Annotated in this window: 13 protein-coding genes and 1 rRNA gene; 3 read left to right on the forward strand and 11 right to left on the reverse strand. The window is 62.2% G+C overall.

The window, feature by feature from the left end:
* Window positions 1-107 (forward strand): 5S ribosomal RNA (gene rrf / locus ACQ4WS_RS14205); the annotation flags it as partial.
* Window positions 108-217: 110 nt separating this feature from the next.
* Complete coding sequence (locus ACQ4WS_RS14210; protein ID WP_436477373.1) at window positions 218-1,516, forward strand: leucine-rich repeat-containing protein kinase family protein; 1,299 nt, start codon at window positions 218-220, stop codon at window positions 1,514-1,516.
* A gap of 54 nt (window positions 1,517-1,570) precedes the next feature.
* On the opposite strand, the gene ACQ4WS_RS14215 is transcribed toward ACQ4WS_RS14210, so the two are convergent.
* Window positions 1,571-2,830, reverse strand: coding sequence for a nitronate monooxygenase (locus ACQ4WS_RS14215; RefSeq protein WP_101480233.1), 1,260 nt, complete (start codon window positions 2,828-2,830; stop codon window positions 1,571-1,573).
* A 183-nt stretch (window positions 2,831-3,013) separates the two neighbouring features.
* Window positions 3,014-3,499 carry a YajQ family cyclic di-GMP-binding protein gene (locus ACQ4WS_RS14220; RefSeq protein WP_034759416.1) on the reverse strand — a complete coding sequence of 162 codons (486 nt, stop codon included), beginning with the start codon at window positions 3,497-3,499 and terminating at the stop codon, window positions 3,014-3,016.
* Between the two features lie 182 nt (window positions 3,500-3,681).
* Between ACQ4WS_RS14220 and murB the strand changes: the two genes are divergently transcribed.
* Complete coding sequence (gene murB, locus ACQ4WS_RS14225; RefSeq protein ID WP_436477215.1) at window positions 3,682-4,710, forward strand: UDP-N-acetylmuramate dehydrogenase; 1,029 nt, start codon at window positions 3,682-3,684, stop codon at window positions 4,708-4,710.
* On the opposite strand, the gene ppnP is transcribed toward murB, so the two are convergent.
* From ppnP to ACQ4WS_RS14270, 9 genes are all read right to left on the reverse strand, one after another.
* Window positions 4,711-5,025 carry a pyrimidine/purine nucleoside phosphorylase gene (ppnP, locus tag ACQ4WS_RS14230; protein WP_436477217.1) on the reverse strand — a complete coding sequence of 105 codons (315 nt, stop codon included), beginning with the start codon at window positions 5,023-5,025 and terminating at the stop codon, window positions 4,711-4,713. It lies immediately after the preceding gene.
* 25 nt (window positions 5,026-5,050) lie between these two features.
* Window positions 5,051-6,076, reverse strand: a complete 1,026-nt coding sequence (locus tag ACQ4WS_RS14235; RefSeq protein WP_436477219.1) for a GGDEF domain-containing response regulator — start codon at window positions 6,074-6,076, stop codon at window positions 5,051-5,053.
* A gap of 10 nt (window positions 6,077-6,086) precedes the next feature.
* Window positions 6,087-7,136 carry a chemotaxis-specific protein-glutamate methyltransferase CheB gene (gene cheB, locus ACQ4WS_RS14240; protein ID WP_436477221.1) on the reverse strand — a complete coding sequence of 350 codons (1,050 nt, stop codon included), beginning with the start codon at window positions 7,134-7,136 and terminating at the stop codon, window positions 6,087-6,089.
* A gap of 10 nt (window positions 7,137-7,146) precedes the next feature.
* Entirely contained in the window at window positions 7,147-9,405 is a 2,259-nt protein-coding gene (locus tag ACQ4WS_RS14245) for a hybrid sensor histidine kinase/response regulator (RefSeq protein ID WP_436477223.1), read from the reverse strand.
* Window positions 9,402-10,088: a chemotaxis protein CheW gene (locus ACQ4WS_RS14250; RefSeq protein WP_436477225.1), complete on the reverse strand. Its 687-nt coding sequence runs from the start codon at window positions 10,086-10,088 to the stop codon at window positions 9,402-9,404. Before ACQ4WS_RS14250 ends, ACQ4WS_RS14245 begins: the two co-directional genes overlap by 4 nt.
* Window positions 10,089-10,097: 9 nt before the next feature.
* Window positions 10,098-11,369 carry a CheR family methyltransferase gene (locus tag ACQ4WS_RS14255; protein WP_436477227.1) on the reverse strand — a complete coding sequence of 424 codons (1,272 nt, stop codon included), beginning with the start codon at window positions 11,367-11,369 and terminating at the stop codon, window positions 10,098-10,100.
* The gene (locus ACQ4WS_RS14260; protein ID WP_436477229.1) at window positions 11,366-11,821 is read right to left on the reverse strand and encodes a chemotaxis protein CheW; all 456 of its coding nucleotides are present in this window, start codon (window positions 11,819-11,821) and stop codon (window positions 11,366-11,368) included. Before ACQ4WS_RS14260 ends, ACQ4WS_RS14255 begins: the two co-directional genes overlap by 4 nt.
* Before the next feature lie 4 nt (window positions 11,822-11,825).
* Window positions 11,826-13,637 carry a methyl-accepting chemotaxis protein gene (locus ACQ4WS_RS14265; protein ID WP_436477230.1) on the reverse strand — a complete coding sequence of 604 codons (1,812 nt, stop codon included), beginning with the start codon at window positions 13,635-13,637 and terminating at the stop codon, window positions 11,826-11,828.
* A 184-nt stretch (window positions 13,638-13,821) separates the two neighbouring features.
* Entirely contained in the window at window positions 13,822-15,057 is a 1,236-nt protein-coding gene (locus tag ACQ4WS_RS14270; protein WP_100876093.1) for an argininosuccinate synthase, read from the reverse strand.
* Window positions 15,058-15,106 lie beyond the last annotated feature (49 nt).

Consider the following 15,106-nt stretch of genomic DNA (forward strand, 5'->3'; position numbering starts at 1 on the left):
GACCATAGCAAGTTGGTCCCACCCCTTCCCATCCCGAACAGGACCGTGAAACAACTTTGCGCCGATGATAGTGCTGCAACCAGTGTGAAAGTAGGTTATCGTCAGGCTTGTTATTCGAAAAAACCCCCATCGGTGATCCGGTGGGGGTTTTTTTACGTCCGCTGGTTTTAACTGCACCAGCGATTGCCGGATTTTTGAAAGGGATATCTTGTCTGCTGTGCATACACTGGAGCAATTACGCGCTGGCCAACTGGCCGGCCTGCGCCGCCTGAAGCTGTCCTGCGGCTTGACCGAATTCCCCCGAGAAATCTTCGACCTGGCCGACAGCCTGGAAATCCTCGACCTCTCGGGCAATGGACTTTCGTCCCTGCCCGATGATTTGCCGCGCCTGCACAAGCTGCGCATCATTTTTTGTTCGGATAACCTGTTTACTGCCTTGCCGGCCGTGCTCGGTTCCTGTCCTGCGCTGGAAATGATCGCTTTCAAGGCGAACCGGATCTGCCATGTACCGGCCGCCGCCTTGCCGCCCAGGCTGCGCTGGCTGACCCTGACCGACAATGCCATCGAGGCCTTGCCGGACGAATTGGGCAAGTGCAGTGCGTTGCAGAAGCTCATGCTGGCAGGAAATTGCCTCGACAGCTTGCCAGCTTCTCTGGCGAACTGCCACCGGCTGGAACTGGTGCGCATCGCCGCCAACCGTTTTACGGCGCTGCCTGACTGCCTGCTGTCCTTGCCACGCCTGAGCTGGCTCGCGTATGCGGGCAATCACTACACGCAAGCGCGGGAGCTGGCGGCCCTGGCTGCTACCGCTGCGGTGGGTGTGGCATGGCAGCGCCTGGTATTGGCGCAGCAGCTGGGCGAGGGCGCATCGGGCGTGATTTACCGTGCCCGCCTCGATGGCGTGGATGATGTCGCCGTCAAAGTGTTCAAGGGGGCGATGACCAGCGACGGCTTGCCGCGCAGCGAAATGGCTGCCTGCGTCAGCGCTGGCGCCCATCCGGGCCTGATTCCCATCCTCGGGACGCTCGATGCGCATCCGCAAGGGGCGCTGGGACTCGTCATGCCGCTCATCGACGTGGCCTTCCGCAACCTGGCGAGCCCGCCCAGCCTGGAATCGTGCACGCGCGACGTATATGCCGATGGCACGCGCTTTGACCCTCCGCAAGCGCTGGCCATTGCCCATGGCATCGCCTCGGCCGTATGCCAGTTGCATGCGCACGGCATCGTGCATGGCGACCTGTATGCGCACAATATCTTGCATGCGGACGCTGGCGCCTGCCTGCTGGGCGACTTTGGCGCCGCGTCGATGTTTGCACCCGGTTCGCCGCAAGGGCACTTGTTGCAGGGCATAGAGGCGCGCGCCTTTGGCGTGCTGCTGGGCGAGTTGATCGCGCATTGTGCGACGCCCTTGCCCAGCCTAAAGGGCCTGATGGATGCTTGCCTGCAGGAAGAGGTATTGCGGCGGCCGCAATTTGATGCCATGGAACTGGCATTGCGGCACATGCTCCCCGCATAAAAAAATGGCGCAGCCTACACAGGTTGCGCCATTTTCAGTTCAGGCTGAGAGAGTTCAGCCCTGGACTTCTTTTTCTGGCAGGGCGATCTGGTTGTCGACGCTGAACTGGTAGTCCTTGAAGACATGTTCAGCCGTCAGGATCTGGTATTCGCCGTTGTCGAGCTTATGCGTGGTGTCCTTCAGGCGATACGTGTAATGGCCGCAGGTCCAGCAGTTGAAGTTGCGCATGTGGGTGCACAGGCAAGTCTTGTCCATCACGACGACGGTTTTTTGTTCCGGATGGGCAGCTACTTCGCGGTTGTACGAGTTGATGTACGCGCAGTTGCCCGTCGCGTCGAGCAGGTAGCCATACGATTCGCAGCCTGGACGGATGCCGGCGCCGATGGCGGGCGTGTTCTTCAGCATGCGCATCGGGTAGCCCGTCGGCGAGACGCCATTGACGATGATGTCTTCTTCCGAGGCCTTGTAGTATTCCTGCTTGACCTTGTTTGGCAAGCCGCATTCCTCGGTGACGGTAAAGCGCGTCGCCACTTGCACGCCAGCCGCGCCCGCTTCCAGGAAGGAAACGGCGTCGCTGCCCGTGAAGATGCCGCCAGCGGCGATCAGCGGGATGTCCAACTGTTCGGTTTTCAGGTAAGCCAGCAGTTCCGCCGTGATCGTATGCAGGTCGTAATTGGCCCAGTCCATGCCGAAACCCAGGTGGCCTCCGGCCAATGGGCCCTCGACGATGATGAAGTCGGGCAAACGGTCCAGCTTGGCGTTCTTGCGCAGGAAGATCTGCAGGGCGCGCACGGACGAGACGATGATGCCCAGCTTGGCATCACGGAAACGCGGATGGTCGGCCATCAAGGCGAACGAGCCGAAGTGCAAACCGGCCGACAGGGTGATGCCGTCGATGCCGGCGTCCAGCGCCGCATTCAGGCGCACGCGCAAGGTTTCGCGCGGGCCGTTCATGGTCAGCTTTTCCATGCAATTGACGAAGATCAAACCATCGCCTTTTTTCGCTTCCATGGTGCGACCGATATGCAGGCGCTGCGCTTCCGCCAGGCGGCCAAGGTCGAACTGCACCACGGCCTTGTCGCTGTTATTGATGTTGAATTTGTACAGTTTCGTCTTGTCTTTGACGAAGGTGGTGTCGAAACGGCGATCCGACACGTCTTCCACCATGGCATCGGAGATATGCCCGATACCGTTCAGCCGGGCCGCTTCCAGGGCCAGCTCCGACGTGGAAATATCCACACCCATTCCGCCTATCATGATGGGCACATATTCTTTTTTGCCAAATCGCAGGCGGAAATCATCAACACGTTTCATTGCTATCCTTAGACTACCGTGGTTATCACTGAGCCAGATGTACGGTCAAGCCCGCCGCCGGTCAGGCGCGCGGGCGCATGTAGCTGTGCGCAGCTTCAATTCTACCCCAAGCGGGCAGGCGCCCCGAGGCAGCTTGCCGCCATGCCGGTGCAAGCGCAGGCCGGAGCGTGCGCATCATCGACATTAATCGCGGAAATTGTTAAATTCCAGCGGCATATCGGGCACGTCCTTGCGCAGCATGGCCATGGCCGCCTGCAGGTCGTCGCGCTTGGCGCCCGTGACGCGCACGGCTTCGCCCTGAATGCTCGCTTGCACCTTCATCTTGCTGTCCTTGATGACGCGCACGATTTTCTTCGCATCATCTGATTCGATGCCATTCTTGATCTTGATGATCTGCTTGACCTTGTCGCCGCCGATCTTCTTGATGTCGCCTTCGTCGAGGAAGCGCACATCGACCTTGCGTTTGGTCAATTTGTTGGTCAGCACGTCGCGTACCTGGCTGAGCTGGAATTCCGAGTCCGCAAACGCGGTCAATTCGTTTTCCTTGTGCTCGACGCGAGCGTCGCTGCCCTTGAAGTCGAAACGGGTCGTGATTTCCTTGTTGGATTGCTCGACTGCATTCTTGACTTCGATCATATCGGCTTCGGAGACTACATCAAATGACGGCATGGTCTGTTCCTTTCGTGTTAGAGCGAGCGCGCTGGTAGCGCGCCGGGCGCGCGCATTCTTTGCAAAATGGCACAGCCCCGTTAAAGATGCGACATTTTAACGGACAACGGACGGCCTGCCCTTGTCTTGCGCTGGTTTTTTGTCGGTTTCACTCTATAATCGAGCAAAATAATCGCTATCCCATGTCTGCAGAGCTCACCATCGAACACAATTACTCCCTCCAGCGCCTGAATACCTTCGGCATCACGGCCAACGCGGCCGCCTACGTACGCATCACTTCGCAGGCCGAATTGCATGCCGCGTTGCAAGATCCGGCCTTGTCTGCCATGCCGCGTTTGATACTGGGCGGCGGCAGCAACATCGTGCTCACAGGCGACTTTCCCGGCGCCGTGCTGCACATGGCCACGCGCGGCATGCGCCTGGCGCAGGCGGATTTCGAGACGATACTCGTCACGGCCGCGGCCGGCGAAAACTGGCACGACTTCGTGCAATGGACCCTGGCGCAAGGCGTGGGCGGGCTGGAAAACCTGTCCCTGATCCCAGGCACGGTGGGCGCGGCGCCTATCCAGAATATTGGCGCGTATGGTGTCGAAATCAAGGACTATCTGCATAGCGTGAGCGTCATGCACAGCGCCAGCGGCATCGTCTTCGACATGGACCGCGACGCTTGCCGCTTCGCCTACCGCGACAGCATCTTCAAGCAGGCGGATGGACGCGAACTGATCGTGCTGGAAGTGACGTTTGCCTTGCCCGCCGAGTGGCAGCCGAACTTGCGCTATGCGGAACTGGCGCAGGCCGTGGCCGAGCGCAATCTTGCCGAACCGACGCCGCAACAGGTGGCCGAGACGGTGATGGCGATCCGCCGGAGAAAATTGCCGGACCCTGCCGTGATCGGCAATGCGGGCAGCTTCTTCAAGAATCCGGTGGTGTCACGAGAGCAATGTCTTGCCTTGCTGGAACGTTTTCCTACCTTGGTGCACCATGCGCAGCCTGATGGCACGGAAAAGCTGGCAGCCGGCTGGCTGATCGATCAGTGTGGCTGGAAGGGGAAAAACCTGGGGCCCGCGGGAGTGTATCCCAAGCAGGCGCTGGTTCTGGTGAACAATGGCGGCGCTCGTGGCGCGGACATTACCCGGCTGGCGACAGCGATACAGGACGATGTCGAGGCGAAATATGGCGTGCGCCTGTCGCCCGAGCCTGTGTTTGTTTAATTAGCCGAAGTGGCAGACATAATCCAGTGTCTCGATGGTTTCAATGTCAAAATAGCTATTCCCCGGCACCTTGAATTGCGTCCCCGCAGCATAGCTGTTCCATTCTGTCGCGTCGGCCAGGCGTACCTTGCACAGGCCACTGACGATTTCCATCGTTTCCGGCGCGCCCGTGTTGAAGCGCAGGGATGACGGGAAAATCACGCCCACGCTTTTCTTCGTGCCATCGGCCAGGATGACGTTGTGCGAGACGCATTTGCCGTCAAAGTAAATATTCGATTTCTTGACGACGCTGACATTGTCCAGTTGTGTGCTCATGCTTCACTTTCCTTGCTGTTAAAAATCAGTCCTGGACGTCTTCGGCGCTCAGCACGCTGTTGCGTCCGCCTCGCTTGGCCGCGTACAGGGCCTGGTCGGCGTGGTTGATCAGTTGCTCAACCGTCGAGTCTGGCGACGGTACGATGGTGGCCACGCCGATCGAGATGGTGACGATGCCCGTGCTTGCCGCCGGGTTCTCGATCTGCAAGCCTTCCAGATGGCGCCGGCACGCTTCGGCGATCAGCAGTGCGCCGGCCGGGTTCGTTTCTGGCAGGATCAGGGCGAATTCTTCGCCGCCGTAGCGGGCGGCCAGGTCGGCCGGGCGTTTCAAATGTTCCGTCAGCACGGCGGCGACTTTTTTCAGGCACAGGTCGCCTGCCAAGTGGCCAAAGTGATCGTTATAGCTTTTGAAATGGTCGATATCGCAGAACAGCAAGCTCAGCGGTGTTTTGTCGCGCTGGCCCCGCTGCCACTCGAATTGCAGGGTTTCATCGAAGCGGCGGCGGTTGGCGATGCCCGTCAAGCCATCGAGGGCGGCCAGTTTCTGTAATTCGATATTCGCGTCGGCCAGGTTCTTTTGACTTTCTCGCAGGAAATGAAAAGCCTGGTCGCGCTGCAAGCGGCTGATGTGGGCCGCCGAGTGATAGCGTATGCGCGCCAGCAGCTCCAGGCGGTCCGGCAGTTTCACCACGTAATCGTTGGCGCCGACGGCAAAGCTGTGCGCCTTCAGCTTCGGGTCATCCTTGGCCGACATGACGATCACCGGCACATGCGCCAGCGCCGCGTTTTCGCGGTACAGCTGGATCAAGGCGAAGCCGTCGATGCCCGGCATTACCAGGTCTTGCAGGATGACGGTCGGTTGCAAACGCAGCGCCGTGTCCAGCGCCTGCGTGGCGTCGGTCACGTAATGAAATTCGATATCCTGCTGGTCGCTCAGCATGCGCCGCACGGCCTCGGCAATGATCAGCTGGTCGTCCACCAGCAGCACGCTGACCTTGAATTCCGTCAATGCGGGTTCTTGCTGGATGAGGCTGGAGGAAAATTCTGGCATTGCATTCTTTTCAGATGTTAGGGGAGGGCTCCCACCCATTGTTGAGTTTGGCACCCAGGCGGCTGCGCAGGCTGGCGCCTATTCTATCCAATGGCAAGATGTGCTGCGCCGCATCGAGTTCGGCCGCCGCGCGCGGCATGCCATACACGGCGCTGCTGGCCTGGTCTTGCGCGATGGTCGTCTTGCCGGCGCGGCGCATGGCCAGCAAGCCCTCGCCGCCGTCGCGCCCCATGCCTGTGAGCAACACGCCGATAGCGTCACCGCGCCAGTGCTGCGCCACGCAGTTGAAGAAGACATCGACGGACGGGCGGTAAACATACTCGCGCGGTGCTGCATCGTAACCCAAACGATAATTTTGATCTAGCAGCAGGTGATCATTGGTCTTGGCGATCAGTACCGTGCCAGGTACCAGTTCGTCGCCTTCGGCAATCACGCGCACGGGCATGCTGAGCTGGTCATCGAGCCATTTGGCGAAGTGCGAGGCGAAGGTTTCATCGATATGCTGCACTACCACGATGGCGCAGCCGGGCGGCGCCGTCCAGCCGGACAGCACCTTGGCCACCGCTGACGGTCCGCCTGTCGAGGCGCCGATGGCCACCAGGGTGCTGACCTGGCCGTCGCCCCGTTCGCCGCTGGCTTGTATCTGGCGCGGCGGCGATGGTTCGGTGCTGTGGCGTATCAGCTTGCCAATGGTCTTGATCTTGGCCAGCAATTCGCTGTCGCCACCCACTTCCCCTTGAAGCACGGGCGTGGCAGTGACGTCGAGCGCGCCGGCACCCAGCGCGCGGAAGACCTGGTTGACATTGTCTTGCGGGCGCCCCGTGACCACCAGGATGGCGCACGGGCTCTGCTCCATGATCAGGCGCGTCGCCTCCACGCCATCCATCTCCGGCATGTTCAGGTCCATCAGGATCAGGTCGGGACGGTTGCCCTCGCACATGCGCACCGCTTCGAGCCCGGTGCGGGCGATCCATAGCACCTGGTGTTCCTGCGTGCTGGCCACCACGCGGCGCAGGGCCTCGGCGGCCATGGCGACATCGTTGGCAATGGCAATTTTCATGAATGACAACTCATAAGCGGGCATCTCCTATCAGGTCGGCCACCGCGTCGAGCAAGGTCTCGTCGTGGAAGCTGCCTTTGGTCAGGTAATAGTCGGCGCCGGCGGACAGGCCGCGCGCGCGGTCTTCCGGGCGGTCCTTGTACGAGACGATCATCACCGGCAGCTTGTGCAGGTGCAGATCCTTCTTGATCAGTGCAACCAGTTCGATGCCATCCATGCGCGGCATGTCCACGTCGGTGATCACCAGGTCGTATTCGCCGCTGCGCACGACGTTCCAGCCGTCGATGCCGTCGATGGCCACATCGACTTCGAAGCCGCGCGCCAGCAGCAGCTTGCGCTCCATTTCGCGCACCGTCAGCGAATCGTCAACGACGAGGATGCGCTTGGCGCGGCGCTGCTGCGTGTGGCCAGCCTGCGCCAGCTGGTGCAGGCCACCCTCGTGCAGCAGCTTGTCGATCGACAGTAGCAGGTCGGGCACGTCGAGGATCAGCACCGGCTCGCCATCGTCCAGCAGGGCGGCGGCGGAAATGTCGCGCATCTTGCCGAAAATCGGATCGATGGCCTGCACCGCCAGGCTTTGCTCGCCGCGGATGGCGTCGACCACCAGCGCATAGCTTTGCTTGCCGCGCCCGATCACCACCACCGGCAAGTCCTCGGCATGGTTGGCCGCTTCGCCCAGCTCCAGCACCTGCGCCGCCGACACCAGGCCCAGATGCTCGCCCTTGAGTTCGAAGAACTGCTTGTTTTCCAGTGTATGGATGTCTGCTTGCGGCACGCGCACCACGCTTTCCACCTTGACGATGGGGATGGCGTAGGCTTCGCCATGCACGTCGATCACCAGCGCGCGCACGATCGATTGCGTCAGCGGCAGGGTGATCAGGGCGCGAAAGCCCCGGCCCGGCTCCGATTCCAGGCGCACCGTGCCGTTTTGCTGGCGTATCGTTTCGTGCACGATATCGAGGCCCACGCCGCGTCCGGACAATTGATTGGGCGTGGCTTTCAGGCTGAAGGCGGGCAGGAACAAGAACTCCAGCAGCTCGCCCGGCGACAGCGCGGCGGCCATGGCGGGGCTGGCCATCTTGCGCTCGATGACGGACTGGCGAATTTTTTCCAGGTCGACGCCGCGCCCGTCGTCGCTGATCTCGATGCTCAGCATGCCGGCGCGGTGGCGCGCTTCCATGCGTATCGTGCCCAGCGCCTCCTTGCCGGCGTCGATGCGCTCGTACGCGCCTTCCATGCCATGGTCGATGGCGTTCCTCAGCATGTGGTTCAGCGGGCTTTCGATCTTCGCCAGGATGTCGCGGTCGACCAGGGTGTCTTCGCCTTCGATCTCCAGCTGTACTTCCTTGCCCAGGCTGCGCGCCAGGTCGCGCACCATGCGGGGAAACGCGTGGATGCCGTCGCGGAAGGGGCGCATGCGCAGGGCCAGCACTTCGTCGACCATGCCTTGCGAGACGGCCAGCAAGCGCCGTTCATAGGTTTCGATGTCGGCGATGTGCTCGAGCATGAACTGCTTCAGGGGCTGCGTCTTTTGCAGCGCCAGCAGGGATTTTTCCATCAGGCCTGCGTCGCCCGAACGGGCGATGGCGACGTGCAGGTGCTCGATGGCGGAAAACAGGCTGCTCTGGTTGCGCTTGAAGCGCTGCAGCGCGCCGATGAATGGGTGCATCTGGTGCGCATTGATGCGCGATTCGCTGGCCAGCGACAGCAGTTTGTCGAAATTTTGCGCCTGGGCCTTGGCGGGTGCCCCGGCACGTGGCGCGGGCGCGGCTGCCGACTCCAGCTCCTCGTCCGCTGCCGGCGTTGGCAAGGGCACGGGCGCAGGCGCTGATGGGAGGGCGGGCAATTCGGGCAGCTCGGCGATGCCAGCGATGGCGTTCAGGGTCTGCTCGATCTGCGCCGCATTCGCGGCCAGCCACGCTTCGGCGCCCGCGTCGTCCAGGCGCGACAGCTGCACGATCAGGTCTACGCCCGACAGCAGCACGTCGACCCGCTCGGGCGTGAGTTTCAAGCGGCCGTGCTGGGCGGCGACAAAGCTGTCTTCCATGCCGTGCGCAAGCTGCACCACCACTTGCAGGCCGACGATGGCGGCGGCGCCCTTGATCGAGTGCGCCGCGCGCATCATCGCTTCGACGGCAGCCGCGTCGCCCGCATGGCGCTCCATGGCCAGCAAGCCATCGGTGAGAATCTGGGTCTGACTGTCCGCCTCCATGCGGAACAGGTCCAGCATGGAAAAGGCACTCAGATCGCCGTGCTGGTCCTGGCTCATCGTAATAGTCTCGCAAGTTGAAAGCCGATCAGCGCCGTGTCGAGGCAGCCGATGCGCATGTCGCCCTCGGTGATCACGCCCGACAGAAAGCGCGACAGGCCCTTGTTGATGGTGGCCGCCGGCGTTTGCACGGCGCCCGCCGCATAGCGCACGATGCCGTGCAGGTCGGCCACAGGCAGGGCGTAGGCCTGCTCTTCCCAGCGCATCAGCAGCAGGCGCGCGAACGTGTGGCGGCCCTTGGCCGGCGGCGCGCCCTGTTCGTCGATGCCCAGCAAACTGGCCAGCGACATGCACGGATACAGCTTGCCGCCGATATTGACGATGCCAGCCAGGCCGCGCCCGCTGCGATGCGGCAGCACGTGTGGCTTGGCCTGCGGCGCCACGGAGTCGAACACGCGCGTGGGCAGCGCCAGCCATTCGCGGCCGATGCGAAACACCAGCACCGAGCTGTCGCGCACTTCGCCGCCCGCATCGATCTGGCGGAAGTGGCTGGCCCAGTCGCGCTGGTAGTGTTCATCCACGGGCCGCTGCAGGTTGCGCTGGGCGGCGCCCGCATACACGTCGCAATTGCGGCAATGCACGTTGGCAGGCAGCTTGGGGCAGCTCTGGTCGCCGATCACGCCGATATGGTTCCAGCAGTCGTCGATGCTGGAGGGGGACTCGGTGGCGATGAGGTTTGTCATGCTTGCCCCTTAGTTGGACGCCTGGCGGCGCTGGTAAATGCGCGCCGCGCGCGCCTTCAGCGTGGCGGCGGCCGTGTGGTTGCCATTGCGTTCGGCCAGCAGGGACAGGTGGCACAGCGCTTCGTAATGGTCCGGCTGCAGGTAGATGCAGCGGCGCCAGTAATCGTCGGCCAGGTCCATCTTGCCGGCCAGTTCATTGATGATGCCGAGTATGAAATATGCTTCCGCCGCCTCGGGTACTCTGGCCAGGTGGGCGTGGCATTTGTCGCCGGCTTCGCGCAGCTGGCCACGGTCGGCCAGCAGACGCGCCTCGGCCAGCAAATCGGCTTGCGCGGCTTGGGCGGCCGGTGCCGGCGGCGACGATGGTACGGACACGGGGCGCGTGCGCAAGGCCGCCGGCGCGACGGAAGCTGCGGAAGAGGTGGCTGCCACAGCAGCGCGCCTTGGCGCGGGCGGCACGCTGCGCAAGGTGCGCAAGGCCGGCAGCGGCGCCACCTGCACTGGGGTGACTGGCGCCGCCGTTGCTTTTTTCAGGGCGAAGGCCTGGCGGAACTGCAGCGTCGTAAAGCCGTTCTGGCAGAACGATGGCACTTCCGCATAGCCGGCCAGCAGCATGCCGTCGTCGGCCAGCAGTGCCGACAGATTCTGGATGGCCGTGCGCGTGGTCGGCTTGTCAAAATAGATCAGCAGGTTGCGGCAAAAGATGACGTCGTAATGGCGGCTGTAGGTGGCCGTATCGAACTGCAGCAGATTGCCCTGCCTGAAGGTCACCTGTTCGCGCAAGGCGTCGATGATGCGGTAGGCGTCGTTGGCCACATGCGTGAAATAGCGCTCGCGGAAGGCCACGTCCTGCGCGCGGAAGGCATTGCGGCCATACACGCCGGCCTGCGCCCGCTCGATGCAGCCGGGACTCAGGTCATACGCGTCGATGCTGAACGCCTGTTTCGGCACGCCGCCATCGCGCAGCGCCATGGCCATCGAATACGGTTCCTCGCCGCCCGCGCACGGGATCGACAGGATGCGCGTGGCGCGCCCCCGTGCCCAGCGTTCCTGTACCAGTTCGACGGTGGCGTAGAACGCCTGCGGGTCGCGGAACAACCACGATTCGGGCACCACTACCAGTTCGATCAACTGCGTCATTTCGGCCGGCGTGAGCGCCTGCAGATAGGCTGCACTATCGCTAAAGCCCGTTTGCTCCATGCGCTGGCCGACGGCCCGTTCGGCCACGGATTTGGAGACGGACAAGCCGGTCGCGCGGCGCAACAGGGTTTGGGCCGTCATGCCGCGCCCGCATCTTGAAACAGCAGCGCGCGCACGTCTGGCGGCAGCAGCTGCTCCAGTTCGACCAGTTGCACGATGCCGTCGGCGTCGCTGGCCACCTGGCCCAGGAAGGGCGCCGTCGCCACGCCACTATCCTCGAGCTTGTGCGGATCGATGTCGGCGATGCCGCGCACCTGCGAGGCCAGCAAGCCCAGCGCATGCGTGGCGCCGCCGGGTGCGCGGTAGTCGACGATGACGATGCGCGTGTCGAACTGCGCGGCGGCGGCCGGCAGCCCGGCCAGGCGCGACAGGTCGATCACGGGCACGGACGCGCCGTGCAAGTCCATCAGCCCGGCCACATAGTCTGGCGTGAGCGGCAACTGTTTCAGCTCCAGCAGCGGCAAGACGCGCACGATGCCGGCCAGGGGCAGGCCATAGCGGTCGCGTCCGATGTGAAAGAGCAGCACTTTCATGGGATCAGATGGTGACGGCGAAGGTCGACACGCTCGACTGCAGGTCGCCTGCCGCATATTGCAGCTGGTGCACCGCCTCGCTGGTGGCTTTCAGCGACTCCACCGTCTGCTGCGTAGCATCGTTGAGCTGCATCATGGTGTCCGAAATCTGTGACGCGCCGATAGCCTGCGACTGCATGCCTTGCAGCACGGCATCGAATTGCGGCGTAAGTTTCTGTACCTGGTCCATCACGGACGACAGCTGCTCGGCCACTTGCCGCACTTCGCCCACGCTGCGGCGAATTTCCTCAGAGAATTTATCCATGCCCATCACGCTGGCGGACACGGCCGATTGCATTTCCTTGAGCATTTGCTCGATATCCCAGGTGGAAACAGACGTCTGGTCGGCCAGGCGGCGGATTTCCGTCGCCACCACGGAGAAGCCGCGGCCCGCCTCGCCCGCTTTTTCCGCCTCGATGGCGGCGTTCAGCGAGAGGATGTTGGTCTGGTCGGCTACCTTGGTGATAGTGATCAGCACGCTATTGATATTGCTGGCTTTTTCCGACAGGGCCGCCAGCTTGGCGTTGATGGAGTCGGTGGCCGAGACCATGTGCTGCATGGTCGAATCCATGCGCTTGAGGTTATTTTGCGCTTCGGCCGTGGCATTCGTCGTGTAGTCGGCCACGGCGGTGGCGTCTTCCATGGTTTTCAGCAACTGGCTCGTATTGGCCGAGATTTCCTTGGTGGTGCTGAGAATTTCCACGCTGGTTTGCGCCTGCTCGATGCCCGTGGCTTCCTGCTGGCGTGCCGAGGCGGCGATTTCCGTGGCGGACGTCGTCACCTGAATGCCGGCCTTTTGCACATTGTTGAGCAGGCTGCGCAGGTTTTCGAACATCTTCGCCAGGCCGTTGCCCAGCTGGCCGATGGCGTCGCTGCCCGTGATGCCGACCTTGCCCGTCAGGTCGCCCGAAGCCGCCTTCGACACCACTTCCAGCAGCGAATCGACCTTGGCGCGCAAGCTATTCGTGGCGGCCAGCTCGGTGGCCTGGTTGTCCTGGATAGTTTGCGCCATGCGGTTGAACTCTTCTGCCACCTTGCCCAGCTCGTCGCGCGAGAGAATGGCGGCGCGCGCGTGTTGCTCGCCGCCGGCGATGCGCCCGACGGCGTCCGTCAGGCTGTTCAGCGGACCGAGGATGGAACGGGCCAGCAGGTAGGAAATGGCCAGCGCCAGCACCACGCACAGCAAGCCGCCCAGCGCCAGGGTCAGCAGCATGGCTTCCTGCAATTTCGCCGTGGTAGCCGTGCGTTCGGCCAGCAAGCGGGTTTCGTCGGCTGCGACTTCTTCAAGCAGCTTTTTCGCTTGCTTGACGGCCGGGTAGCCGGTCGCCGGCATGCTGCGCGCCACCTCTTCTGTGGCGCCTGGCGCATTGCCCAGCGTGCGGCGCTTCTCGATCAGCGGGGCGATCCAGTCCTTGACCCAGACGCTGGTCAGTTGGTCGATCTTGCGGAAGCGTTCCGACTGTGCTTTGTTATCGGACGTCATGCTGATGGCTTTTTGTAGGTGCTGGCTCAACACTTCCGGTTCATCTGTTTCTGGCGTCAGCGAGGCTTCGTTGCCGGTGAGAACGAAACCGCGCACTTCCACCTGGATTTGCAGGATGGAATTGTGGATTCTGTCGATCTCGATTAGCACTTCCATCGTGTGCCGGTCCCAGGCATTGGCTTGCGACAGGCGCGCAAAGCTGTTATAGGCCATGCCCAGCAGAATCAGGATGATGGCCACGATGGAGCCGAAGCCCAGGTACAGTTTATTCTTGATACTCAGGTCTTTGAACATGGGAGGGCTCCGGAAGCGGGAAGGTCAGCACAATTGCACTGTAGCATTTTGCCACGTGCACGGCAAAATGGGGGCGATCTGCGCGCGCAGGGCCGCAAATCGCGGCCGAGTGCGTTTCAAACGTCAAAAAGCCGCCCGTGGGCGGCTTGGTCTGGCGCGGGAGGCAGTGCCTCCCGGCGACTCATTACTTCTGGCCGCGCTTTTCGCGGGCGATGGCGGCGATGCGCATGCGCAAGGCGTTCAGCTTGATGAAGCCGCCGGCATCGGCCTGGTTGTACGCGCCGCCATCTTCGTCGAAGGTGGCGATGTTCATGTCGAACAGCGAGTCCGTCTTCGAGTCGCGCGAAACGACGATGACATTGCCCTTGTACAGCTTGATGCGTACCCAGCCGTTCACGGTTTCCTGCGTATGATCGATCAGGGTTTGCAGGGCAACGCGCTCGGGCGCCCACCAGTAGCCGTTGTAGATCATCGACGCGTAGCGCGGCATCAGATCATCTTTCAGGTGGGCCACTTCGCGGTCCAGGGTGATCGATTCGATGGCGCGGTGGGCTTTCAGCATGATGGTGCCGCCCGGGGTTTCATAGCAGCCGCGCGATTTCATGCCGACGTAGCGGTTTTCCACCAGATCCAGGCGTCCCACGCCATGCTTGCCGCCAACCTTGTTCAGTTCGGCCAGCACGGTGGCGGGCGACATGCGCACGCCGTTGATGGCGACGATGTCGCCTTTTTCGTATTCGATGTCCAGGTACTCGGCTTCGTCCGGCGCCTTTTCAGGGCTGACGGTCCAGCGCCACATGGTCTCTTCCGCTTCGGCGCTCGGGTTTTCCAGGTGGCGGCCTTCAAAGCTGATGTGCAGCAAGTTGGCGTCCATCGAGTACGGCGCGCCGCCGTTCTTGTGCTTCATGTCGATGTCGATGCCGGCGTCTTCCGCGTACTTCAGCAGTTTTTCGCGCGACAGCAGATCCCACTCGCGCCATGGCGCGATGATTTTCACGCCTGGCTTCAGGGCGTAGGCGCCCAGTTCGAAACGCACCTGGTCGTTGCCCTTGCCGGTCGCGCCGTGCGAGATGGCGTCGGCGCCGGTGGCGTTGGCGATTTCGATCAGGCGCTTGGCGATCAAAGGACGGGCGATCGAGGTGCCCAGCAGGTATTCGCCTTCATACACGGTGTTGGCGCGGAACATCGGGAAGACGAAATCGCGCACGAATTCTTCGCGTACGTCTTCGATGTGAATGTTTTCCGGCTTGATGCCGAACTTGATGGCCTTGGCGCGCGCCGGTTCCAGTTCTTCGCCCTGGCCCAGGTCGGCCGTGAAGGTGACGATTTCGCACTGGTAGTTATCTTGCAGCCACTTCAGGATGACGGAGGTGTCGAGTCCGCCTGAATAGGCCAGGACTACTTTTTTAATGTCGCTCATATTGCTTCCAGTTGTCGTTGTCGATGTATGTGTTGCGATGCTGCCGGGA

Origin of the sequence: Janthinobacterium leeuwenhoeki (assembly GCF_051380795.1) — a bacterium.
Taxonomy (GTDB): domain Bacteria; phylum Pseudomonadota; class Gammaproteobacteria; order Burkholderiales; family Burkholderiaceae_D; genus Janthinobacterium.